We start from the raw sequence: 22,703 nt of genomic DNA on the forward strand, positions 1-22,703 counted from the left end.
ACAAAGTGTGGTGGAATTTAACTCTGCACTGGAATTTAAAATTTCAAGTTAGCTATTATCAGCGAACAATTTTTTTGAAAAATGATGTAAAATACTTAGTGTAATCAATAAGGCTATCTAGATGATAGACCGGAAGGAATAATAGTCTGTCCTTCTTGCCGGGCGTAAGCTGTAGAATGGATATATGTATAAACAAATTTATGCAACCAAATGGTAGCTTAACAAGTTTGCAAAGCAAACATATATGATGAATGATTTTTATGATGAATGATTTTGAACTACTAGGCATGGGAAGGCGAAATATTCTATTTTAATAATTTATACAATAATTCTATCGGCATTCATAGAAACTAATGTGTGAAAAGTTTTTCTTAGCTTTATTGACGTATTGTCTGCTAACATGAAGAAGTTCTGCGATTTCAGAATCGGATTCCCCCTGGATTAGCAAAAGAAGCAGAGTCTTTTGGGAAGCTGAAAGAGAGCAGAACTTATTTTCTAAGTCTGCAAAAAACTCTATATCCGAAAAATTTTCCCAATACGGATAAATCTCATCCAAATTTGCACATTTCACTTTACGGATGTTTTGGTTGCACTGTGTCCGGTATGCATAGATTACGGCTCGTGATATATATGTCACACATTGTGCATCAGAGGGATAGATTTCTATCCGGTGAACTGCTTCGATGATTGCAAGTTCCAATTCCTGAAAGGCTTCTTCATACTCCAGAAAAAACATCTTTCTGGCATATTTTTTGACCAGAGGTTCAAAGTCTTTTAAGACCGTCTCCATATAATCCGTATCTGCTTTTGCAAGTTCTAGTATTTCACATATACTTCTCATTCGTGTTTTCCTCCCTTTATTTTTTTAAAAAGCAAAACAGCAATGTTTGTAAACTTAAGTTTCGGAAAAATTTTGACAATCTTATCAATATCTTATTGTAAATAAAAGAAGGTAAAACAGCGACAGCTGATTATTACATCAGACATTGCTGAGTTTTACATATTGATCGCCGAAATTGTGGAACTATGATATAAACAATATGAACAAGCAAAAGGGGAAAAAGAGGTAAAAAGTTTTATGATAGAACATATGAAAATGGGTGTGTTAGAAAATCAGACTCAAGGCAAAAAAAGGTGGATTCCGGCATGGATTGGGCTGATTGTTCTTGCTGTTGCCTTTGTGGGGTATATGGTAGGGGAATCCAGAATGCTTGGAAATGTGACCAACCAACAACTGCCGACAGCCGGGCATTATCAGCCGATGCGGGCAGACTCCCAATACCAGGCCGAGTTTCAGTGTAATGTTGACAAGATCAGAGGAATCGAGCTCTTCTTACAGAAAGTCTCTGACGGAAATACGGGGAGCGTTAGTATTCGGTTGTATCATGAGGAAGAGATGGTTCAGGAATGGAAGATAAAAAAGAAAGACGTGGCAGACACGGAGACGACATATTTTCCATTGGATCAGGTGTTGGAGGGATGTAAAGGGGATATTTTATCGATAGAGGTGTCCTGTGAAAAAGATGCAGGGATCAAATTGGGCACTACAACAAGAGAAAATGTGGAACAGCCATCTTACAGGATTATTTACAGAGTGTTTCCGAAGTCATTGGCTTTTGCAGGGGTATGTGGTTTTGCTGTGGCAGGAATGATTGCTTTCATTCACTATCGGCGAAAGATAGAGACAGTAAAGAGAATACAGGTAGAAAAGATTTTTTTATTTCTCTATATTATGATCAGTTTGTTTTCATTCTTGGCCATTCCGATTTTCAATACGCCGGATGAAGTCAACCATTTTTACAGAATATATGAGATTTCAAAAGGACATCTTATCTCGGATACGAAGGAAGTGCAAAAAGATGGAGAGGAATATACAGTAGTCGGAAGAGAATTTCCAGAGGGCCTGTGTCCGGGAGCGCTGACCACAAGAGATGTCTCTCTGTGGGATATCAGACATCACTGGAATGACCGGCTTAATGAGAGTGAGAAAGTATTTTATGAGTTTCCAAACACAGCCTTGTATGCGCCGCACTCTTATATACCACAGGCAGTGGGAGTCGCAGTGGCAGATATTTTTACCGATTTTCCGGTAATAATGGCCTACGCGGGTAGAGTAATGAACTGTGCAGTTATAGGGATCCTTACCGTTTTGGCCATCATACTGGCGCCTTTTGGAAAAAATCTCATTGCGATGATTGCCCTTCTGCCGATGAGCCTTCAGGCTGCAAACTCCCTTTCAGCCGATGGACTGGCGCTGGCAGTCGTACTTCTTTTTACGTCATATATTTTGTTTTTGAGGTATAAGAAAAAAGGTGTGATTGGAAAAAAAGAAATTGCAGTACTGTATACACTGATTGTCTTTCTGTGTTGTTGTAAGATTGTATACGTGCCATTCTGTCTGCTGTTGTTTGCGATTCCGATCGAACGATTTAAGAGCAGGAAATCATTCTTTCTGCATGTTGTGATCGCAGGATGTGCGATCGTTATATTGACATTTGGCTGGCTTGCCATCGCATCGTCTTTTCTTGGCGGGATAAAAGCAGATGTCAATGTGGACACGGCAGAGCAGCTCAAATATATCCTGATTCATCCACTTCGATTTTGTGCCACATTTTTCCGGACGCTGGAGATCGCATGGATGGATTATTTCATGCAGATGCTGGGGGATCAGATGGGATGGCTTACGATTCAGATTCCGCCGTTCATTGTATTTCCGTTTGCATTTATTCTGGCAGCGGATGTATTCCTCGACAATGATACGGAAGGATATTCATTTAAACGTCCGATTCGGGCATTGATGGTCGGGACATCTGTCTTTATTTTCTTCTTGATCTTTGTGACGCTGTACGGGCAGTGGACTCCGGTCGGACAAAGATGGATAGAAGGGATCCAGGGAAGATATTTCATCCCTCTTCTTTATCCGCTACTTCTGGGAATAAAACCTCAGAGGCAGGCAGCGAGAAACGGGGGATATGTGCCATGGAACAGTTATGGGGCCATTTGTATGATAGATTTGACTGTTTTTTGTGCAATGTTGATTCATGCGCTTGGAAATTTTATTTGATTCAAAAAGATTAATAGTAATATCAAGATAAAAGAGAGAGAAAGTTGGAGATGAAAAAAGATGGATGAGATTGCAGTTTTGATTCCATGTTATAATGAAAGCCAGACAATAGGGAAAGTCGTCAAAGATTTCAGAAGAGTGCTGCCGGAGGCGGTCATCTACGTCTATGACAACTGTTCAACGGATCATACAGATGAAATCGCAAGAAATGCAGGCGCGGTAGTCCGGTATGAAAACAAACAAGGAAAAGGAAATGTAATCCGAAGGATGTTTCGGGAGATCGACGCCAAGTGTTATATCATGGTAGATGGGGATGATACTTACCCGGCGGAAAATGCCAGAGAGATGGCAGATTTGGTACTGAAAAAGCAGAGAGATATGGTTGTGGGAGACCGTCTGTCGTCCACCTATTTCACAGAAAATAAAAGGCGGTTTCATAATACGGGAAATCGGATGGTTCGATCATGGATCAATCTTTTGTTTCAAAACGATATTCGGGATGTGATGACTGGTTATCGTGCCTTCAGTTATCTTTTTGTGAAAAGTTTCCCAGTGTTGTCTCAGGGATTCGAGATCGAAACGGAAATGACGATCCATGCTGTTGACAAAAATATGGATATTGACAATGTCATTATCGGATATCGAGACCGTCCGGAAGGGAGTACGTCTAAACTCAATACGATATCAGACGGGATAGCTGTTCTGCGTACCATCGTGAAACTGTGGAAAAATTACAGGCCGATGCACTTTTTTACAGTGCTTGCGGTTCTTTTGATCCTCATAGATGCGGCGGTATTTGTTCCGGCGGTTCTGGTACCGTTTTTTGCGACGGGAATGGTGGCAAAGTTTCCTACATTGATTGTCTGCGGGTTCATGATGATGGCTGCACTGATGGCTTTTTTTAACGGCATGGTATTGGACGAGATTATCAAGATTGAAAAGCGGGAATTCGAATTCAGACTACAGGTATTGGAGCAGGGAATATGCGAAATGGAAGAAAATTAGCAGAGCAGATCATAAAATTTGGCGGTGTAGGAATACTTTGTTTTGTTATCGATTTCGGGATGCTGTATGTGCTGACAGAGTGGATGGACATATACTATCTACTGTCGGCAGGAGTTTCCTTTACAGTATCGGTCATAGTCAACTATCTGCTGAGTGTCAAATACGTGTTCAACACAAATCCGGCCTATGGAAAGGGCCGGAATTTTGTGCTGTTTGTGGTATTCAGTGTGATCGGGCTTGCTCTGACAGAGATTCTCATGAAGACAGGGACGGATGTCATCGGGTGGAACTATCTGTTTGTGAAAGTTGCAGCTACAGTGATCGTCATGGTATATAATTTTGTCACAAGAAAAATTTTCCTGGAGTAGTGGAAGTTGTGTCAATCTGCACTTGGAACAATTGACAATCTGAAAATTAATTGTTATATTACATATAGAACAGTAGTTTTTGGAGAGGGTGATAAAATGACACAAAAAAGAGATTACTATGATGTATTAGGCATAAACAGAAACGCAGACGAAGCGATGATCAAAAAGGCATACAGGAAACTTGCGAAGAAATACCACCCGGATACCAATGCCGGAAACAAAGCGGCAGAGCAGAAATTTAAAGAAGTCACGGAAGCATATGATGTGCTTGGCGATCCGGAAAAAAAGAAGCTTTATGATCGGTTCGGGCACAGTGCCTTTGACGGAAGTGCCCAGACGTACGGCGGCAGCGCATCCGGCTCAGGTTTCCGCGGGTTTGACGGGAATGGAGGATACCGGGAATTTCATTTCGAAAGCGGCAATATGGAGGATATTTTTGGAGATATTTTCGGAGATATGTTCCGTGGCGGTGCCGGGAGAAGAGAAAAGGGATTTCGGGACGGATTTGGCGGGCAGACATTTCGGATGAGGGGGAGTGATATTCAAAGCGATGTCTCTCTGCGTTTTGAAGAGGCGGTGTTTGGCTGTGAAAAGATGATCCGTATCCAGAAAGAAGATGGCAGCGTACAGTCGCTGAAAGTGCATATACCGGCCGGCATTGACACAGGTAAGAGTATCCGGCTCAGGGGTAAAGGGATGCCGGGCCAAGGCGGAGCAGAAGCAGGGGATCTGCTCTTGCGGGTCAATGTGGAAAAGAAGCCGGGATTTGAACGAAAGGGAATGGATGTCTATTCGTCTGTACGTATTCCGTTTGCAACGGCTGCCCTGGGAGGAGAGGCTGTTGTGCAGACACTGACTGGAAATGTGGTCTGCAGCATTCGCAAGGGTACACAGTCCGGTACAAAGATAAGACTGAAAGGAAAAGGGATCGTTTCCATGAAAGATCCGTCAGTATACGGAGATCAGTATGTGACAGTACAGATAGAGGTGCCGGAAAATCTAAGCCCGGAGGCTGAGCAGAAGCTTCGGGAATTTGATGCAGTGTGTAAAAAGAGGGGTTCAGAAAAACACCATGCGGCATAAGAAGATGCAAATATACGGGATAAAAAGGACAAAAAACAACAAATAAACGCCGGTTTTTAGAGAAAATTTATTTTCCGCTTACTAAAATACCAAAAAAAATGCTAAACTATATATAAATAGGTAGAAAGGCGGGAAGCAGATGTTTAAAGTAGGCGACTTTGTTGTATATGGACATAACGGAGTCTGTGAAGTAAAAAAGATCGGAACCCTAGAAACACTAACCGCAGAAAAGGACAGAATGTACTATACGCTCGTCCCGTGCCGCAGCAAGGACAGCACGGTGTTTGCGCCGGTGGATGGCCGGAAAGTCCCGCTGAGGGACGTTATGACAGAGAAAGAGGCGCTGGATTTGATCGACGCGATGAATGGAATAGCAGAACTTCAGATTCGGGAGGAGAAAAAACGTGAGGAGACATACAAAGAGGCGATCAAGACTTGCGATGGAAAAGAACTTGTCAAACTGATGAAGACGATCTACAGAAGGAAGACGAGAAGGGAAGCGCAGGGCAAAAAGATGACATCGGCTGACAGCCGCTATTTCAAAGCGGCACAGGATGCGCTTTATAACGAACTTGCCGTCTCTCTTCAGATTCCTGCGGAGGAGGTCCACGAGTTCATCAAAGAGAAACTCGGAAAATAGAAACTGGTAAAATAAAGAATAAACATATTTTTTACTCTATTTGCGAACAAAATTTACAATTCTGTGATATCCTATAGAACGGCAGTACGGACAAAATCCATGCTGCAAATGCAAAAGAAAAGGACATACACAGATGAACAGAAAAGCAATTTTGAAAAAGATGGCAAGGGACTGCATACCTACAATATTTGCCCTATGCTTTACAGGAATGTATTCGGTAGTGGACGGACTGTTTATCGGACATGCTGTAGGGGATGACGGGCTGGCGGCAGTCAATCTTGCATGGCCGATACCGGCAGTCATCACGGCGCTTGGGATCGGCATCGGGATCGGCGGGAGCGTTCTTTATTCCAGATGCATGGGCAGTAAGGAGGAAGAAGAAGCTTCCGCGATTTTTCATGTGACGATCACATCGCTTTTTCTTTTTGGGGCGTTGATCAGCGTGCTGTTTCTCGTGGCTGGACCGTCGCTCCTTAGTCTTCTGGGAGCTCAGGGGAAAGTGTACAGATATGCATGGGAGTATGCATCAGTGATCGCCGGGGGCGCTGTATTCCAGGTCCTTGGAGCCGGACTTGTCCCTGTGCTTCGGAACAGGCATCGGGCTTTTGAGGCGATGGCGGCTATGATAACCGGTATGGCAGTAAATGTCACACTGAATTATATCCTCATGTTCCGGGTCAAGATCGGTATCCGGGGAGCAGCCATCGGGACGGTGGCGGCACAGTGTGTCGTCATGGCTATTGCGCTTTTTTGCCTCTATGGAAAGGAGAAACTGAAATTTCAGATTTCGTTCAAGGCAGGACAGGTTTGGCGGATTCTAAAGACAGGAATTCCTGGGTTTGGACTGTCCATCGGACCATCGGTTGTGCTGATTTTTACAAACTATCGATGTGCAGGATTTGGGGGCGATACGGCGGTTGCCTGTTATGCGGTCATCTCCTACGTCGTTTTTCCGGTTCAGTCTATGCTCACAGGAGTGGGCGATGGGATACAGCCGCTTGTGAGTTATTATCACGGAGCAGGAAGAGAGGACATCTGCAGATTTATACAGCGGGCGGCGCGTATCTGTCTGATATTGCTTGGAGTTGGATTTTGTCTGCTTGTGACGGCGGCAGCTCCAGCTATTCCAGGTATCTTTGGGATGTCAGGGGAAGCGGGAAAGATGTTTGTGCCAGGTATGAGATTGAGTGCTGTGGCGTTTTTATTTATGGGAAATGCGAAACTCAACGTTTCTTATATGAACGCAACGATGTGCGTGAGACAGGCAATGGGACTTGTCTACAGTGAGCTTTTTTTCATATCTCCTATCCTGCTTTTTGTCATTCCGCTTTTTTCGGGACTATCCGGAGTGTGGATCTCGCTTCCGGTCACGCAGGCAGTCATGTTGCTTGTCTGCTTTGCGATCAGAAGAGCGGGCAAGACAAGAATGTAAACTTTTGTAAAAGAAAAATGAGAAATGCAAAGAGAATGCACGTGAAATTATACAAACGTGCATTCTTTTTTACGCTCATTTAACTTTGTGCACAGGTTGATTTTAACATGTATCCGTTATACTGTTCACGTCAATCAAAAGAAGGGAGAAAAAGCATTGGAACGTAAAAAAAGAGATTGGAAGTATTCGGCAAATGTATTGCTGTTTGTAGTACCGGCATTGATCCCACTGGTCGTTTTCTGGATTTATCCGATTATCCGATCGCTGTTTATCAGTTTTACAAACTGGGATTATATGAGTCCGACATACGATTTTGTGTTCCTTGACAATTTTATCGCCTTGTTCAAGGATGCCAGATTTTACGATGCATTACTGAATACGTTGATTTTTACACTTGGGACATTGATTCCGACATTAGTGGGAGGGCTGCTTTTGGCGCTGCTTCTGCAGAAACATTTCCGGGGGAGCGGCATTTACAAATTTATTCTGTTCTCGCCATGGATCACGCCGACAGTCGCTATTTCCATTGTCTGGGTATGGATTTTTGATCCGGATACAGGGATCGCAAATGCGGTGCTGAATTTCTTTCATATGCCTGGTCTGAAATGGATCGAAAGTTCAGATACAGCCCTGCTTGCGGTAATCATCGTAACGGTATGGAAGAGTCTTGGATACGCGATGATCTTCTACCTTTCCGCGCTGGAAAAAGTACCGTCTGAACTCTATGAGGCGTGCGGGCTTGACGGGGCGAGGAAGTGGCAGCGGTTCCGCGACATCACGATACCGAGCATATCGCCTACCACATTTTTCCTCATGATCATCACGATGGTCAATTCTCTGCAGGCGTACGATCAGATCCAGATCCTAACCCAGGGAGGACCGTCCGGAAGTACGAGAACACTGCTTTACATGTATTATCAGCTTGGGTTTGAAGAGTTTGACATGGGGCAGGCAACAGCGGTAGCCATGGTCATGATCGTGATCACAGTCCTGCTCTCAGCGGTGCAGTTCAGGGCATCCAAAAAGTGGGTACATTATTAGAAAGGCGGCAAGAAAATGGACAGTCAGAGAACATTGAATTTGAAAACAGAAGTTTCAGCCAGGCCGGCAGTGCATCGAAAAAAGAAGAAAGCGTCAAGCACAGCTGCAGAATGGGTAAAAAAAATTGTGCTTCTGATGGCCAGCGCAGTAACAGCATTTCCGTTCCTGTGGATGATTTTAAGTGCCCTGAAGACAAAAGAGGAAATCATGGACGTGAGCGCCTTTTTCCCGCAAAATCCACAGTGGCAGAATTTTACGGAGGTCATCTTTCAGTCCCCCATCGTGCGCTATATCGGAAACAGTCTTTATGTCTCTGTTATAACCGTAGCGATCCAGCTTGTGACGGGGGCAATGATCACATACGCCATAGTATTCATGCACTTTAGAGGAAGGAAGGCCCTCTTTGCCATCATTATGGGGACATACATGCTTCCAACAGCGGCAACCTACATTCCGTCATACATCATCCTTGCCAATATGGACCTGTTGAATACATATACTGGTCTGATCATATCCAGTGCGGTAAGTATTTTCGGAATCTTCCTTTTGCGGCAGGCTTTTATGCAGGTACCGACAGGGCTGATCGAGGCGGCAAGAATAGACGGAGCCGGACATTGGAAGACACTTTGGAAGATCGTGATGCCGATGACCAAATCATCGTTTATCACGTTTGGGCTTATGAGCTTTATCACATGCTACAACAATTACATGTGGCCGTCCCTGATCACAGATGATACGAGGCTGAGTCTTGTGTCGCAGGGGCTGCGGCAGTTTTTCATAGAAGGCGGCGCCTACGGCACCAACTGGTCGCTTGTCATGGCAGGAAGTGCTGTGATCGTCATCCCGCTCCTTGTTCTGTTTGCATTCACACAGAAATGGTTTATCAACGGAATTGGCGGCGACACAGGAATGAAAGGGTAGGATTTACAGTTTATTTACAGATGCGAAAAAGAAAGGAAAAAATCAGATGAAAAAGAGAATTTTATGTGCTTTACTGGCAGCGGCGATGGCAGCAACACTGATGACAGGATGTGGAAACGGACAGAAGTCTGGCGGGACACAGAAGACAGAAGATGGAAAGATCCAGATCGACTTCTGGTACTCAGGAGGTAAAACGGCGGTAAATGTCCTCACAGATCTTGTAGAAGAGTTTAATCAATCACAGGACAAATATGAAATCAAAGGAACAACACAGGCAGACTATACAGAGACATATGAAAAACTGCAGGCAGGTATAGCCGGGAAAAATGCACCGGATATCGCTCTTTTGGACGTGGATAAGTCGAGAAATCTGTATGAAAAAAAACAGGTGTCCGATTTGAATGAATTCATCGAACAGGACGACAGCTTTCAGAAAGAGGATTATATTGAAGTTTTCTACGACCAGGGATTGTCAGACGACGGGGAAGCGCTCTTTGCCCTTCCGGCTTACGGGACGACTCAGGTTATGTATTACAATAAGCAGGCCTTTGCCGACGCAGGTATTGACCCGGCATCTATCAAGACATGGCAGGATCTGGAAGCAGCCGCAAAGAAGATGTCCAAAGGGGAGGCGTTCTATGGATGGGAACCGATGTGGGGATGTGGCAATCTGGTAGATGCATCTCTTAGCAACGGTGCAAAATTTATAAGTGACGACGGAAAGACTGTGCTGATCAACAGTGAAGAGTGGGTAGAAGTGTGGGAAAGCTTCCGCAAGTGGATCCACGAAGACAAGATCATGACAATCCATTCCGGAGGACAGGGATGGGAATACTGGTATAAGACCATTGACGACGTACTCCAGGATAAAGCTGGCGGATATACCGGATCTTCAGGAGATCAGGCAGACCTTGACTTTACAAAGGTCGGCGCTTTCGAACAGCCGGGATGGGGAGAAAATCCATCTGCGCCGACGGCAGATGCGCTCCAGTTTGTTATGCTTGACGGATCATCCGATGAAGAAAAAGAAGGTGTCTATGAATTTATGAAATTCTTCACAGAGCCGGAGAACCAGGCAAAATGGTCTATGAATACAGGATATGTTGCAGTTCGTAAGTCCACACAGGAGGATCCGGAATTTAAGGCCTACACAGATGAAAACCCGCAGGCTCTTGTGCCGCTTACACAGTCCATGCATGGTTCCCTTTCCATCAACGACCCGACGGGAGGAAAGATCATCGATGCGCTTACCATCGCCGCAGATAAGGTAGAGATCGAAGGGATCTCTGCAAAAGAAGCTCTGGATGAAGCGCAGAAAACAGCACAGGAGGCGCTTGACAACGTAAAATAGTATGGAAAAATCAATCACACTTTTTATCAATAAATCCACGCCGAAAAAACTCACAGAAGAGATCGTCATAACAAAGCCGCTGAAGCGGCTTACGATCTCAATAGACGTGGAAAAAGATGAGTATGCCCTGATGGGTTATATCGTCATCCGTGACGAAAAAAACCGTATCCGGTTCCAGAAAATGGCCGGATACGGAGAAAAAATAATTTCAATAGGAAAACATGCAGGAGATACGACCATCAGCGGTGTTCCGGGACCGATTGGAGCGGGGACATGGACGCTTACGGTCTTTCTGTTTACAGAATATATCGAACAGAAACTTGGAGACCTTACATTTCCACTTCGTTTCCACATCTCGGACCGTAAAGCACAGATCACGGAAACCATCGGAAAAAGTCTGTGGGTAGACAGGCACTACAGAGAGCAGATTTGGCTTGGATATTATAACAGAAAAACTTTTTACAGCAGCAGAAAACGATGGTATAAAGGGGATTTCCACACGCATACACATCTTTCTGACGGAAAAGAGACAATCGAAAACGCTATGAGAAAAGCGGTGGAGATGGATATGGATTTTTATGTCCCGACGGAACATAATGTTGTTCCTACCGGCTGGATCGATGATTCGCTGCTGATCTTGCCGGGAGTGGAGATCACGACGGAGATCGGACACTGTAATCTGATCGGCATTGACAAGATGCCGGAGAGACTGCCGGAGATCATGGAATTTAATCAGGAGCCGGAGATCGGAGAGTATCTCCATGAAACGATCCGGGAAGCAAAGAAAAGAAACTGGATCGTCAGCATCAATCATCCGTTTCTGACAATCTGGAAATGGAAGTATGGGGAAGCGCGGCTTTCCGATATAGATTGCATAGAGATAATAAATGATCCGACATATACGGATGCGAAGCCGTCCAACGATAAGGCGATCCGATTTTTGGACTTTTTGTGGCAGAACGGACATCGTATATGGGGAATCGGCGGAAGCGATTCTCACAATCTGGCAGAAGAGCGGTATGAAGGCGCTTCATTGCCGTCTATAGCCGGGGATCCGGGAACGTACGTCCACTGTGATTCCCTCACGCCGGAACTGCTTGTGGAAGGTGTAAAAAAAGGCCATATCTATGTGAGCAGGTTTTGCACGGCGGATATCAGGATTGAATCAGAAGGGCGAGAATTCCTTCCTGGAGATAAACTGGAAAACTGTAATCGGACAGTAAAAATGGAGATCGAAGTCAAAGGATGTTCTCAAACGCCGGAAGTTTATGTTATAGTAAACGGCGAAAGAAAGAAACTTGTGACGGATGCTTCCCAAGAAGGCGTCCGTGCGGCGGACGAAGTGGCATTCCGCGAAGGGGAATGGAACTGGGCACGGTTTGAAGTGCGGACGAAAGAAGGGGACTTTCTGCTGTACAGCAACCCGGTATGGCAGGGAACGAAAAAAGCAGCCTTTTTGAACTATAAGGAAGCTTTGGAGGTGTTTGATGAAGATTAGAGGAGTATTGTTTGATAAAGACGGTACATTGATTGATTTTTTTGGCCTGTGGCTGGAAGCGGCGCAGAAAGTCATCCCGGAATTTATACGCCGAAATGGATTCAGCGGATGCGAAGACCTGGAAAATGCACTCTATGAATCTATTGGGATCTGTGATGGACAAGTCGATCCAAACGGAGCTCTTGCCTACAAATCCTTTGCAGAAATAGCGGAGGATATAGGCCGGGTTTTGGAGAAATACAGTCTGGACTTTGATAAAAAGCGGACGGAAGATCAAATGAAACGGATGTTTGAAAAAGCGATGCAGGGAGAGGACGCGAAGATTGTTCCGCTTGCAGAACTCGGGGGTTTGTTCGAGGAGCTGAAAGCGAGGGAAATCTGTATCGGCCTTGCTACAGCGGACACACAAAAATCAGCGGAAAACTGTATGAGAAAGCTGGGCGTTCTCGAGTACCTGGATTATCTTGGGGCGGATGACGGGAGGAAACAGCCAAAACCGGCGCCGGATATGCTTCTTGATTTTGCGCGGCAGAACAAGATACAGCCGGCAGAGGTGCTTGTGGCAGGCGATACGAGAAACGATATGCTGTTTGCTAAGAAAGCGGGAGCAAAATCTGCAGGTGTACTGAGCGGAGTAAGCAAAGAAAAGGACTTAAGAGAATATGCAGATTTTATCATTCCATCGGTAGAAGAGATACCGAAGCTTTTAGATGCACTGGAAGGAGAAATCTAAAGATGGCAGAAATAGAACTGAAACATGTGTCAAAAATATACGAGGGCGGAGCGGCAGCAGTGCGGGATTTTTCACTGGATATCCATGACAGAGAATTCGTGATCTTTGTTGGGCCGTCCGGATGCGGAAAGTCTACGACACTCCGTATGATTGCCGGATTGGAAGACATTACCGAAGGCGAACTTTACGTAGATGGAGAGTATATGAACGATGTGGAATCCTGTGACAGGGATATGGCGATGGTTTTCCAGAACTATGCGCTGTACCCGCATATGACAGTGTACGAAAACATTGCGTACAGCATGAAGCTGAAAAAAGTGCCGAAAGAAGAGCGGAGAAAAAAAGTGCTGGAGGCAGCAAAACTTCTTGGAATAGAGGAGCTCCTGGACAGAAAACCAAAAGAATTGTCCGGAGGCCAGAAGCAGCGGGTGGCGATGGGAAGGGCTATCGTGCGCAGACCGAAAGCATTTCTCATGGATGAACCTTTGTCCAATCTGGACGCGAAGCTGAGAAATCAGATGCGCACAGAAATACGGAATCTTCATAAAAATCTCGACACTACATTTATTTATGTGACGCACGATCAGACGGAAGCGATGACTCTCGGAACAAAGATCGTCGTGATGAAAGATGGGGTCATGCAACAGGTGGACACTCCGTCCCAGCTTTATGACTATCCGGTCAACATGTTTGTCGCCGGATTTATCGGGACGCCTCAAATGAATTTTTTAGAGGCGGACTGCATCATAAACGACGGAGAGGTAAAGCTTGCAACAAGACTTGGGATCATTGTTCCGGATAAAGGAAAAGGCGACATGCTGCTCAGGAAAGGGTATACCGGAAAAAAAGTTGTGGTTGGGATCCGGCCGGAAGATCTATACGACGATGAAACGATGCTGAGCCGGTTTCCGGATGCCACGGTCCACACAAAAGTGGAGGTATACGAGATGCTGGGAGATAAGTGCTGCCTGTACTGTGAGAAAAACTCAGAGAATCTGACGGCATCAGTAAAATCTGATACGAAAGCAAGAAGAGGAGACGAGATCGCACTTGCCATGGATTTGTCAAAGATGCATATCTTTGATAAAGACACGCAGATGGCGATTGTACATTAAAATGTTTGGAAAAAGACTTGATTTCCGCTTGACTTTGTGGTATTCTGTGAGGGCGAATGGAAGTATAGGTCTTTTTTTTATGCCTAAAATCAGGCAGTTTCGCAAACTGCCGCGTAACAAGAAAATTAAGAAGTGAAAAAAAGCGAGGTGGAAGTTGTGCGTACAAGAATTACATTAGAATGTACAGAATGTAAGCAGCGTAATTACAACATGACTAAGGATAAGAAAGCTCATCCGGAACGCATGGAAACCAAGAAGTATTGCAGATTCTGCAAGTCTCACACAGTACACAAAGAAACGAAATAATCGTTTGGAAAAGGAGTGGACGTTATGGGAGATTCTAAAACAGAAGCAAAAAAGCCTGGAAAGATCAAAGGCTTGAAAGCTGAGTTTAAGAAAATCATCTGGCCAGACAAAAAGACACTTGCAAAACAAACAGTAGCAGTCGTTTCTGTGTCTCTGATCCTTGGAGCGATCATTTCTGTTGTGGATGCGCTCCTGAAATTCGGAATTGATTTCTTAGTTCACTAAGAAGCTGACAGTAAGAAAGGTGATTATATGTCAACGGCAAAATGGTATGTAGTTCATACTTATTCAGGGTATGAAAATAAAGTAAAAGCCAACATTGATAAGACGATTGAAAACAGACACCTGGAAGATCAGATTCTGGAAGTCAGAGTTCCGATGCAGGATGTGGTAGAACTTAAAAACGGAGTTCAGAAGGCAGCCCAGAGAAAGATGTTCCCTGGATACGTGCTGATTCACATGGTTATGAATGACGATACCTGGTATGTGGTGCGTAATACCAGAGGTGTGACAGGATTTGTAGGACCAGGATCCAAGCCGGTGCCGCTTACGGATGAAGAGATGGAACCGCTTGGAATTCAGAAAGAAGATATTGTTGTGGACTTTGAAGTCGGCGATACGGTAAGCGTCATCTCCGGTGCGTGGGCAGATACGGTTGGAGTGATCCAGGCGATCAATACGCAGAAGCAAAGCGTCACGATCAATGTTGAATTATTTGGCCGTGAAACACCGGTGGAAATCGGTTTTTCAGATGTCAAGAAAATGTAGCGTAAAACAAGTGGGAGGGAAATCCCCGCAAATACCACAAGGAGGTACAAAATAATGGCTAAAAAAGTAGAAGGTTATATTAAATTGCAGATTCCTGCTGGAAAGGCAACACCGGCTCCTCCGGTTGGACCGGCTCTTGGACAGCACGGAGTTAACATCGTAGAATTTACAAAACAGTTCAACGCAAGAACAGCAGATCAGGGAGATCTGATCATTCCTGTAGTCATCACAGTTTATAATGACAGAAGCTTCAGCTTCATCACAAAGACACCGCCGGCAGCAGTTCTGATCAAGAAAGCATGTAAGATCAAATCCGGTTCTGGTGTACCGAACAAGACAAAAGTTGCTACGATCACAAAAGCTCAGGTTCAGGAAATCGCTGAACTGAAAATGCCAGACTTAAACGCTGCAAGCGTAGAAGCTGCTATGAGCATGATCGCTGGTACATGCCGAAGCATGGGTGTTACAGTAGTTGACTAATTGTAAACTTGAGAAACGTGGGAGGGCTCGCTCCCGATATTACCACTAGGAGGTTATAAGATGAAAAGAGGAAAGAAATATATCGAAGCTTCTAAACTGATCGAAAGAGGAAATCTTTACGACAGAGACGAAGCGGTAGCATTAGTTAAAAAATCTGCAACAGCAAAGTTTGATGAGACAATCGAAGCTCACATCAGAACAGGCTGCGACGGACGTCACGCAGATCAGCAGATCCGTGGTGCGGTAGTACTTCCGCATGGAACAGGAAAGAAAGTTCGTATCCTTGTATTCGCAAAAGATGCAAAAGCTGAAGAAGCAAAAGCAGCAGGAGCAGATTACGTAGGAGCAGAAGACCTGATCCCGAGAATCCAGAATGAAAACTGGTTCGAATTCGACGTAGTTGTAGCTACACCGGATATGATGGGCGTTGTAGGACGTCTTGGACGTGTACTTGGACCGAAGGGCTTAATGCCGAACCCGAAGGCTGGTACAGTAACAATGGACGTTACAAAAGCGATCAAAGATATCAAAGCCGGTAAGATCGAGTACAGATTGGACAAGACAAACATTATCCATGTACCGGTTGGAAAAGCTTCTTTCACTGAAGAACAGTTAGCGGACAACTTCCAGACGCTTATTGATGCAATCATCAAAGCAAGACCGGCAGCAGTAAAAGGCCAGTTCCTGAAGAGTGTGACACTCACATCTACAATGGGACCTGGAGTAAAAGTAAACCCGGCAAAATTAGCTTAATCTGATTGGCGTAGATAAAGAGAACCCTGAATAGATGCAGGGTTCTTTTTTTATGCGCAAAATTCCTTGATTATAAGACTACTTTGTGCTACTATGTAGTTAAGAAAAGTACCTTGTGGAACAAAGTAGGTGGTAACATGTATGATAAATCGCAGCTGATGCGGGGGACGCTGGAAGGGGCGATACTGAAGATCCTGTCCATGAGTGAGACATATGGATATGAGATCCTCGTGCAGCTCCAGGCATGCGGCTTTGGGGAGATCAAGGAAGGGACGATCTACCCTCTTTTGATCCGACTGGAAAAGAAAGGGATCATAAAAGGAGAATTTAAAGCGTCTCCGCTTGGACCGGACAGAAAATACTACAAGCTGACGGAAGAGGGAGTGCGCTACATGGAAAGTTTTCAAGAGAGCTGGAGTGCGATCCGGGAAGCGATGGATCGGTTATGGCAGAAAGGAGGAAACGTATGAAAACGTATAAAGAAAAACATGTATATGTAGATGATTCTTCTTTGGAAGATGAAGATTGGATAACGCTGAGGAAGATCATGCGCCAGATTTCCTGCTGTGAAGTGGATGGGGGAGAATTGGAAGGGATTCGAAGGGAAATCATCGGGATGGCCAAAGAAGCGCGCGTGCGCGGCAGAAGCCTGAGAGAAGAGATTGGGGAGTCGGAGCGGACATTTGCCGAGGAAATTTTTCGGGCGTCTACCGGACGGGAGATGGCTCCGGGCAGAAAACAATTGAAGGGCGTGGGAATTTTTTTCATCGTGTATGGCATCGTCTATCTCGTGCATTGGGGGATACGGTTTCTCTTTTTTGGAATGTTGAATTTGATGGAGAGTTATCAGGGCGGAGGATTGGACGATTTTGAACAGGTGTTTGTTATATGGGGCATCAAAGAAATAATTGCAGAAATCTCAATCCTTCTGATTGGAATCTGGACAGTCCGGCACTGCGGAGACCGAAGAAGGCGGAACAAAAAAGATTGGGATGAGGACTAATCCCCCACCCCAAAATCAGTATTTTCATATAAAACTTCTATGGACGGATCGTCTTCGAGCCAGCGGTATTCTTCGAGAAACCAGCGGACGAGCGATTCGTCCCGTTTTACATCCGTTGTATTGTCTGTGAAGACGTTGATCGTCCCAAGTTTGAAATAACGTTTCAGACAGTCGATATCGTACCGGATCATTTCTTTTGTCTGACCCTTGATGCCAACCATGAGACATGGGGAATCAAAGTACCGGGAAAGTTCTTCCGCATCTTTGAAAGAAGCGTGTTTGTTCAGATAGTTTTCGCGAAAATCATAGTCAAATGTCTCGGCTCCGGTTTTGTATACGATCGGAATGCCGAAGAAACGGCGCATTTCATCGAGGCGGTTCCGATAGATCCAGTGTGCCTCAAAGAAGAGCTTCTGAATCTTTTTTTTCTGGACAATTGTCCGGATATCCTCCAATGTTTCTTTCGGCAGCTCGAAACAGCTTCCTGAATTGATGATTTCCAGGACGCCGAACTCCCCGGTTATGTGCGAGAGCACTTCCTGGTTCAGGGCACGCATGGTCTCCAGATCCCGGGAGTTATCATCGATGTAGTCGCAGAATCGGCATTTTCCCCATACGCAGGGATAGCCTTTTAGGAGAACGATCTCCCGCTGATTTTTGTTTGTGATCTTACTGTATCGATCCATAGGATACTCCTTTCTTTAAACTCTGGATGATGCTTTTTGGCAGTGCGTGCAGCAAAAAGATGGACAAGAAAAGCGTAAGTATCCGATCGGCGTAATCCGTAAAAATCTGTACACAGAATACACTTGCGGTAAGTCCGAGACCACTGTGGTGCAAAATCTGCACAAGGACGGAAGAACCTGAAGAAGTGATGCCTCCAAATACAAAAGAGGATATCAGCGCTGATACGACTGTCCCCGGGACGGAAATCATCAGTGTGAGAACCGGGAGCGGAAATCTGTCCGAATGGATGGTCCGGTCTTTTGTGTACAGCAGCAGTCCCGCGGCAAACCCTGTGATAAGCTGAACTGGCAAGAAAAACAAAGAGTAGATGTCAGTTGTGACTCCGGTTATCAGTGCGCTCATAAGACCTGGGATCATTCCGTATACAGGGCCAAAAAGCATGGCGGCCATCATAGTACCCAGAGTGTCAAAATAGATGGGAAGCCGCAGTGTTAATGCAAGGTTAGCCCCCGCAATATTCAGCACAGCTGTAAGTGCGAGAAAAGACAGCTGGGATATATGAAGTTTGTTGTTCCTCATGATATCGCCTCCTGGGTCAGGATATGACTCAGAATGTGATCGGTCGTTTCCCTGTCTGCCCCCAGTACACTGCAAAAGAACATAAGGAAAAATTCCTTCACATTGACGTTTGTAAGGATGGTTGCATTTGCAGGTCTTTTCCAGATGCCACAGGAATCGACGATGCTCTGTCCAAGACTTATCCCTTCGGTCTCCACGGCGGTAAATGCATCGAATCCCTGACAGATATCGTGGTTGGCAAAATATGCCACTGCGAGGGGGTCGTTGATGACGCATCCGATAATACCTTCCTGTTTCCAGTGGAAATCAAAGTAAAACCGAGTGATTGACTTGATTTTCTCCCCGATATCCGGCTGAAGATACTTCATGTATTCCAAAATATTTGGGGTTAGCACAATTTTTCTGGTTACATCAAGTCCAATCATGTGGATTTTTTTGCCGCTGAGCTCTGGGCGTGTGGAAAACGCATCGTACACGTAAGCTGCAGCGTCCGGGTCGCACCAGTAATTGTATTCCGCCACAGGAGAACAGTTTCCGTGGGATTTGTAGGATCCTCCCATGGATACAAGTTCCTTTACGCATGAGAATGCCTGGATGTCTCTCTGCATTGCCCGGGCAAGGTTTGTCATGGGGCCAAGGGCGATGACCGATACGTCTTCTTCAGACTTTAATGTGTCCAGCAGATAGGAAACGGCATCTGTTCTTGGTTTTTGCGTTGTTTCAAGAGTGAAAAAAGATTCCCCGAGACCGTCTCTGCCATGCGTGTCCATGGCGTCCACATAAGGCCTTTTTAAAGGCTTTGCTTCCCCGATGTAGACAGGGATGTCGGTCCGGTTCATCCATTGCAGGACCTGAAGCGCATTCTTTGCGCCGGTTTCGACGGGAACATTCCCGCAGACGACTGTGATGCCGATGACTTCGATTTCCGGTAAGGACAAGGCAAGCATAAGAGCCAGCGCGTCGTCGATACCCGGATCACAGTCCAGAATTACTTTTTTTGCATTCATTCTCCAATCTCCTTTTCTTTTAAAATGTTAGTTTGAGATACTTGGTTTTTTATACTGGGAAGTTCACGAACCAGTCCGGAATACACTGTATTCCGATTGTATAAATGCAGATATAGTATAGCAGAAGAGGGACGGAAATGGAAGGAGAAATAAAATTCAGACAGAAATACCCACCGGCGATTGCAGGATCCTTTTTGCGGTGGGTTTTCTGTTTTTGAATGTTATGATTCATAGGTGCCTTTTTTTAACAGGACATGATCTGCCATCATCCGTTTACCTTTGGCGATCACTGTGTGGAGAGTCAGATCTTCATCCAGCAGCAGGAGATCGGCGTCGGATCCGACGCGCACGCATCCCTTTTGCGGAAAAAGCTCCAGTGATTTTGCAGTATTGGATGTGGCAAAACAGAGAGCTTCTTCTAAAGGCATCTGATATTCCTGTACGAGAACTTTGAGCTCCTTATAGACTGTATCGACAGGAGCGTAACCTATTTCAAGAAGAGTTCCAACAGTGTCATAGGTAGACCAGCTTCCCATGCCGTCCGAGCTTATGGTAATACGGTCCAGAGGGATACCGCGATTTTTGGCCTCCATAATACATGAGGCCGGCCTGCCTGCGCCGGTAATGCCGCAGGTCAGATCGATAAACCCGCCCTGGCTGGCAAAAGAAAATGCTTCGTTTAAAAGCTCTTTCTTTCGGTTAACATGAGTGGGATGATAGATTTTGGCAGGGACTGCGGTTTGCCTTAATGCTTCCAGGACGAGAGAAAGGCCAGTCGGAGCATCTCCCATATGAAGGAGTACGATGCCGCACTTACCAGAAAGCATGCCGGCGGTACGGGCGTCACTTCCAAGGCGGATCAGTTCTTCGACAGTGACATTGGGAGCCCGGTGGTCAGAAAGAGCCAGTTTCACGCCGATGATTTCATCTACAAAAACTAGATCCCGTCCGACACTGCCTGTCAAGGTAATACTTGGATACGCATAAGAGCCGGTGCAGGCATAGGCGGAAAGCCCCTCTTCTTTCAGAGCCTTGACCCGTGCGATCAGATTTTCTGTGTTTCTCGTGATTCCGTCTGTTCCGAGCAGGCCGAGAACTGTCGTGATACCTCCGCGTATCAGCTCAGACAGAGTGACTGGCGGCACCTGAGTGTGGAAACTGCCCTCGCCGCCACCGCCCGTAACATGTACGTGCGGATCTATGATTCCAGGCACCAGTTTTTTTCCTGTTCCTTCGATAACGTGGCAGGATGGAAAAGAGAGATGGATCTCATCTTCAATGGCTTCGATCTGTCCTCCGCAGATCAGGACATCTTTTATACCGAGCGCCTCCGGAGCATAAACGGCTGCATTCTTTATTAAGATCATTTATATCTCCTCCTTTATGATTCTGAGTATTGGTTTTGCGTACATACGATATAATCATAACCCGTATTGTACCATAATTCCCACCGTCTGGAAAATATATTGTTTATAGGATACAGAAGAGGGGATATCTGCATAAACCGGAAAAAAGAATGTGGAAGAAAATCAAAAAAGATATCAAAAAAATATTGACAACCAGAAAAAGTTGTGATAAGGTTACAAGGTAACTGCCGAAGACAGTAGGTGCCGGATGGCATAAGGATTAAAACGCCTACCGAGGAAGACAAAATTCATTACTTGAATGTTGACCTCTCTGTCTTTGCAGAGAGGTTTTTTTCTGGCAGCTCACAAATAATATAAGGAGGTGCAACCATCGTGGCAAAAGTAGAATTAAAACAGCCGATCGTGCAGGCAATCGCTGAAGACGTAAAGGACGCACAGTCTGTTGTGCTTGTTGACTACCGTGGATTGACAGTAGCTCAGGATACAGAACTGCGTAAACAGTTAAGAGAAGCGGGTGTGATTTACAAAGTCTGCAAGAACACTATGATGAAAAGAGCGTTCGAAGGCACAGAGTTTGCAGGACTGGAAGAATATCTGGACGGACCGAGCGCTATGGCAGTGTCTAAAGAAGATGCTACAGCTCCGGCAAGAATTATCTGTAAGTTCGCTAAAACAGCAGAAGCTCTTGAAGTAAAAGCTGGTGTCGTTGAAGGAACAGTTTACGATGCAGCAGGAATCAATGAACTTTCCAAGATTCCGTCAAGAGAAGAACTTATTTCCAAATTGCTTGGAAGCTTACAGTCACCTATCACAAATCTTGCTCGTGTACTTAATCAGATCGCTGAAAAAGGTGGAGCAGGCGAATGTGAAGCCGCAGCAGAAGCTCCGGCAGAAGAAGCAGCTGAAACAACAGCTGAATAATTGATTGAAAAACAAAACCGAAACAAAATATGGAGGTAAATGAAATGGCAAAATTAACAACAGCTGAATTTATTGAAGCTATCAAAGAATTATCCGTACTGGAATTAAATGATTTAGTAAAAGCATGTGAAGAAGAATTTGGTGTATCCGCAGCAGCAGGCGTTGTAGTTGCAGCAGCAGGCGGAGAAGCAGCAGCAGCTGAAGAAAAGACAGAGTTCGACGTAGAACTTGTTGCAGCTGGAGCATCCAAAGTTAAAGTAATCAAAGTCGTTCGTGAAATCACAGGACTTGGACTGAAAGAAGCAAAAGAACTTGTTGACAACGCTCCGAAGGTAGTAAAAGAAGCTGTTTCTAAAGAAGAAGCAGAAGAAATCAAAGCTAAACTTGAAGGCGAAGGCGCAGAAGTTAACGTTAAATAATTGTGCTTGTATGAGGCAGGATCCGCAAGGGTCCTGCCTTTTTGTTCTGTTGGGAAAGTCTTCTGGACTCCCCTGTAGAATAAAAGGCCATCTGGACGGGATGCGGTGCCTGGAAAAGAAAGTAAAGAAAAATAAAAAAGTTCTTGACATGACAAAATGCTT

The 22,703-nt window shown here is 45.1% G+C and carries 26 protein-coding genes, 1 riboswitch and 1 other annotated feature; of the genes, 21 read left to right on the forward strand and 5 right to left on the reverse strand.

Features of this window, described 5'->3' with window-relative positions:
* Window positions 1-331: 331 nt before the first annotated feature.
* Window positions 332-841: a helix-turn-helix domain-containing protein gene (locus ACLROL_RS09410; protein ID WP_413067738.1), complete on the reverse strand. Its 510-nt coding sequence runs from the start codon at window positions 839-841 to the stop codon at window positions 332-334.
* A 237-nt stretch (window positions 842-1,078) separates the two neighbouring features.
* Here ACLROL_RS09410 and ACLROL_RS09415 point away from each other — a divergent pair, with 237 nt between their 5' ends.
* The 19 genes from ACLROL_RS09415 to ACLROL_RS09505 all read left to right on the forward strand — a co-directional run bounded on the left by ACLROL_RS09415 (window position 1,079) and on the right by ACLROL_RS09505 (window position 17,561).
* Entirely contained in the window at window positions 1,079-3,064 is a 1,986-nt protein-coding gene (locus ACLROL_RS09415; RefSeq protein ID WP_413067739.1) for a DUF2142 domain-containing protein, read from the forward strand.
* Window positions 3,065-3,124: 60 nt separating this feature from the next.
* On the forward strand, window positions 3,125-4,069 hold the full coding sequence (locus ACLROL_RS09420; RefSeq protein WP_087212526.1) for a glycosyltransferase family 2 protein: 945 nt from the start codon (window positions 3,125-3,127) through the stop codon (window positions 4,067-4,069).
* Window positions 4,048-4,437 carry a GtrA family protein gene (locus ACLROL_RS09425; protein ID WP_087199856.1) on the forward strand — a complete coding sequence of 130 codons (390 nt, stop codon included), beginning with the start codon at window positions 4,048-4,050 and terminating at the stop codon, window positions 4,435-4,437. The genes ACLROL_RS09420 and ACLROL_RS09425 overlap by 22 nt, the downstream gene beginning before the upstream one ends.
* A 96-nt stretch (window positions 4,438-4,533) precedes the next feature.
* Window positions 4,534-5,520, forward strand: a complete 987-nt coding sequence (locus tag ACLROL_RS09430; RefSeq protein WP_087199854.1) for a DnaJ C-terminal domain-containing protein — start codon at window positions 4,534-4,536, stop codon at window positions 5,518-5,520.
* Window positions 5,521-5,659: 139 nt separating this feature from the next.
* The gene (locus ACLROL_RS09435) at window positions 5,660-6,160 is read left to right on the forward strand and encodes a CarD family transcriptional regulator (RefSeq protein WP_087199852.1); all 501 of its coding nucleotides are present in this window, start codon (window positions 5,660-5,662) and stop codon (window positions 6,158-6,160) included.
* Window positions 6,161-6,293: 133 nt separating this feature from the next.
* Window positions 6,294-7,592 (forward strand): MATE family efflux transporter, encoded by a 1,299-nt coding sequence (locus ACLROL_RS09440; RefSeq protein ID WP_087212532.1) that lies wholly within the window; start codon window positions 6,294-6,296, stop codon window positions 7,590-7,592.
* A 156-nt stretch (window positions 7,593-7,748) separates the two neighbouring features.
* A complete protein-coding gene (locus tag ACLROL_RS09445; protein WP_221919338.1) occupies window positions 7,749-8,633 on the forward strand; it encodes a carbohydrate ABC transporter permease in 885 nt (294 codons plus the stop codon).
* Window positions 8,634-8,768: 135 nt separating this feature from the next.
* Window positions 8,769-9,554 carry a carbohydrate ABC transporter permease gene (locus ACLROL_RS09450; protein WP_413067743.1) on the forward strand — a complete coding sequence of 262 codons (786 nt, stop codon included), beginning with the start codon at window positions 8,769-8,771 and terminating at the stop codon, window positions 9,552-9,554.
* Window positions 9,555-9,600: 46 nt separating this feature from the next.
* Window positions 9,601-10,905: an ABC transporter substrate-binding protein gene (locus tag ACLROL_RS09455; protein ID WP_087212538.1), complete on the forward strand. Its 1,305-nt coding sequence runs from the start codon at window positions 9,601-9,603 to the stop codon at window positions 10,903-10,905.
* A 1-nt stretch (window position 10,906) separates the two neighbouring features.
* Window positions 10,907-12,403 (forward strand): CehA/McbA family metallohydrolase, encoded by a 1,497-nt coding sequence (locus tag ACLROL_RS09460; RefSeq protein ID WP_087199840.1) that lies wholly within the window; start codon window positions 10,907-10,909, stop codon window positions 12,401-12,403.
* Entirely contained in the window at window positions 12,393-13,136 is a 744-nt protein-coding gene (locus ACLROL_RS09465; RefSeq protein WP_087199838.1) for an HAD family hydrolase, read from the forward strand. The genes ACLROL_RS09460 and ACLROL_RS09465 overlap by 11 nt, the downstream gene beginning before the upstream one ends.
* Window positions 13,137-13,138: 2 nt before the next feature.
* Complete coding sequence (locus ACLROL_RS09470) at window positions 13,139-14,251, forward strand: ABC transporter ATP-binding protein (protein WP_087199836.1); 1,113 nt, start codon at window positions 13,139-13,141, stop codon at window positions 14,249-14,251.
* A gap of 156 nt (window positions 14,252-14,407) precedes the next feature.
* Window positions 14,408-14,557, forward strand: coding sequence for a 50S ribosomal protein L33 (rpmG, locus tag ACLROL_RS09475; protein ID WP_087200040.1), 150 nt, complete (start codon window positions 14,408-14,410; stop codon window positions 14,555-14,557).
* A gap of 24 nt (window positions 14,558-14,581) precedes the next feature.
* The gene (gene secE, locus ACLROL_RS09480; protein WP_087199835.1) at window positions 14,582-14,782 is read left to right on the forward strand and encodes a preprotein translocase subunit SecE; all 201 of its coding nucleotides are present in this window, start codon (window positions 14,582-14,584) and stop codon (window positions 14,780-14,782) included.
* A 27-nt stretch (window positions 14,783-14,809) separates the two neighbouring features.
* Complete coding sequence (gene nusG / locus ACLROL_RS09485; protein WP_087199833.1) at window positions 14,810-15,325, forward strand: transcription termination/antitermination protein NusG; 516 nt, start codon at window positions 14,810-14,812, stop codon at window positions 15,323-15,325.
* Window positions 15,326-15,379: 54 nt separating this feature from the next.
* A complete protein-coding gene (gene rplK, locus ACLROL_RS09490) occupies window positions 15,380-15,805 on the forward strand; it encodes a 50S ribosomal protein L11 (RefSeq protein ID WP_087212546.1) in 426 nt (141 codons plus the stop codon).
* Between the two features lie 60 nt (window positions 15,806-15,865).
* The gene (gene rplA / locus ACLROL_RS09495; protein ID WP_087199829.1) at window positions 15,866-16,558 is read left to right on the forward strand and encodes a 50S ribosomal protein L1; all 693 of its coding nucleotides are present in this window, start codon (window positions 15,866-15,868) and stop codon (window positions 16,556-16,558) included.
* A 137-nt stretch (window positions 16,559-16,695) separates the two neighbouring features.
* Entirely contained in the window at window positions 16,696-17,028 is a 333-nt protein-coding gene (locus ACLROL_RS09500; protein ID WP_087199827.1) for a PadR family transcriptional regulator, read from the forward strand.
* The gene (locus tag ACLROL_RS09505; protein WP_287448762.1) at window positions 17,025-17,561 is read left to right on the forward strand and encodes a hypothetical protein; all 537 of its coding nucleotides are present in this window, start codon (window positions 17,025-17,027) and stop codon (window positions 17,559-17,561) included. Before ACLROL_RS09500 ends, ACLROL_RS09505 begins: the two co-directional genes overlap by 4 nt.
* On the opposite strand, the gene ACLROL_RS09510 is transcribed toward ACLROL_RS09505, so the two are convergent.
* The 4 genes from ACLROL_RS09510 to iadA form a co-directional block, all read right to left on the reverse strand.
* Entirely contained in the window at window positions 17,558-18,247 is a 690-nt protein-coding gene (locus tag ACLROL_RS09510) for a radical SAM protein (protein ID WP_087199823.1), read from the reverse strand. The genes ACLROL_RS09505 and ACLROL_RS09510 overlap by 4 nt on opposite strands.
* Window positions 18,231-18,827, reverse strand: a complete 597-nt coding sequence (locus tag ACLROL_RS09515) for an ECF transporter S component (protein ID WP_087199821.1) — start codon at window positions 18,825-18,827, stop codon at window positions 18,231-18,233. The genes ACLROL_RS09510 and ACLROL_RS09515 overlap by 17 nt, the downstream gene beginning before the upstream one ends.
* On the reverse strand, window positions 18,824-19,834 hold the full coding sequence (locus tag ACLROL_RS09520) for a nucleoside hydrolase (RefSeq protein WP_087199819.1): 1,011 nt from the start codon (window positions 19,832-19,834) through the stop codon (window positions 18,824-18,826). The genes ACLROL_RS09515 and ACLROL_RS09520 overlap by 4 nt, the downstream gene beginning before the upstream one ends.
* 35 nt (window positions 19,835-19,869) lie before the next feature.
* A riboswitch (PreQ1 riboswitch) is annotated at window positions 19,870-19,914 on the reverse strand.
* A 141-nt stretch (window positions 19,915-20,055) separates the two neighbouring features.
* On the reverse strand, window positions 20,056-21,201 hold the full coding sequence (iadA, locus tag ACLROL_RS09525) for a beta-aspartyl-peptidase (protein ID WP_087209969.1): 1,146 nt from the start codon (window positions 21,199-21,201) through the stop codon (window positions 20,056-20,058).
* A 209-nt stretch (window positions 21,202-21,410) separates the two neighbouring features.
* Window positions 21,411-21,543 (forward strand) — a sequence feature (ribosomal protein L10 leader region).
* A gap of 30 nt (window positions 21,544-21,573) precedes the next feature.
* Between iadA and rplJ the strand changes: the two genes are divergently transcribed.
* Window positions 21,574-22,122: a 50S ribosomal protein L10 gene (gene rplJ, locus ACLROL_RS09530; RefSeq protein ID WP_087209965.1), complete on the forward strand. Its 549-nt coding sequence runs from the start codon at window positions 21,574-21,576 to the stop codon at window positions 22,120-22,122.
* Between the two features lie 44 nt (window positions 22,123-22,166).
* Window positions 22,167-22,541 carry a 50S ribosomal protein L7/L12 gene (gene rplL / locus ACLROL_RS09535; RefSeq protein WP_087199814.1) on the forward strand — a complete coding sequence of 125 codons (375 nt, stop codon included), beginning with the start codon at window positions 22,167-22,169 and terminating at the stop codon, window positions 22,539-22,541.
* Window positions 22,542-22,703: the final 162 nt, after the last annotated feature.

The sequence above is a fragment of the Sellimonas sp. genome, from assembly GCF_047234585.1.
In the GTDB taxonomy this organism is placed as follows: Bacteria; Bacillota; Clostridia; order Lachnospirales; family Lachnospiraceae; genus Sellimonas; species Sellimonas caecigallum.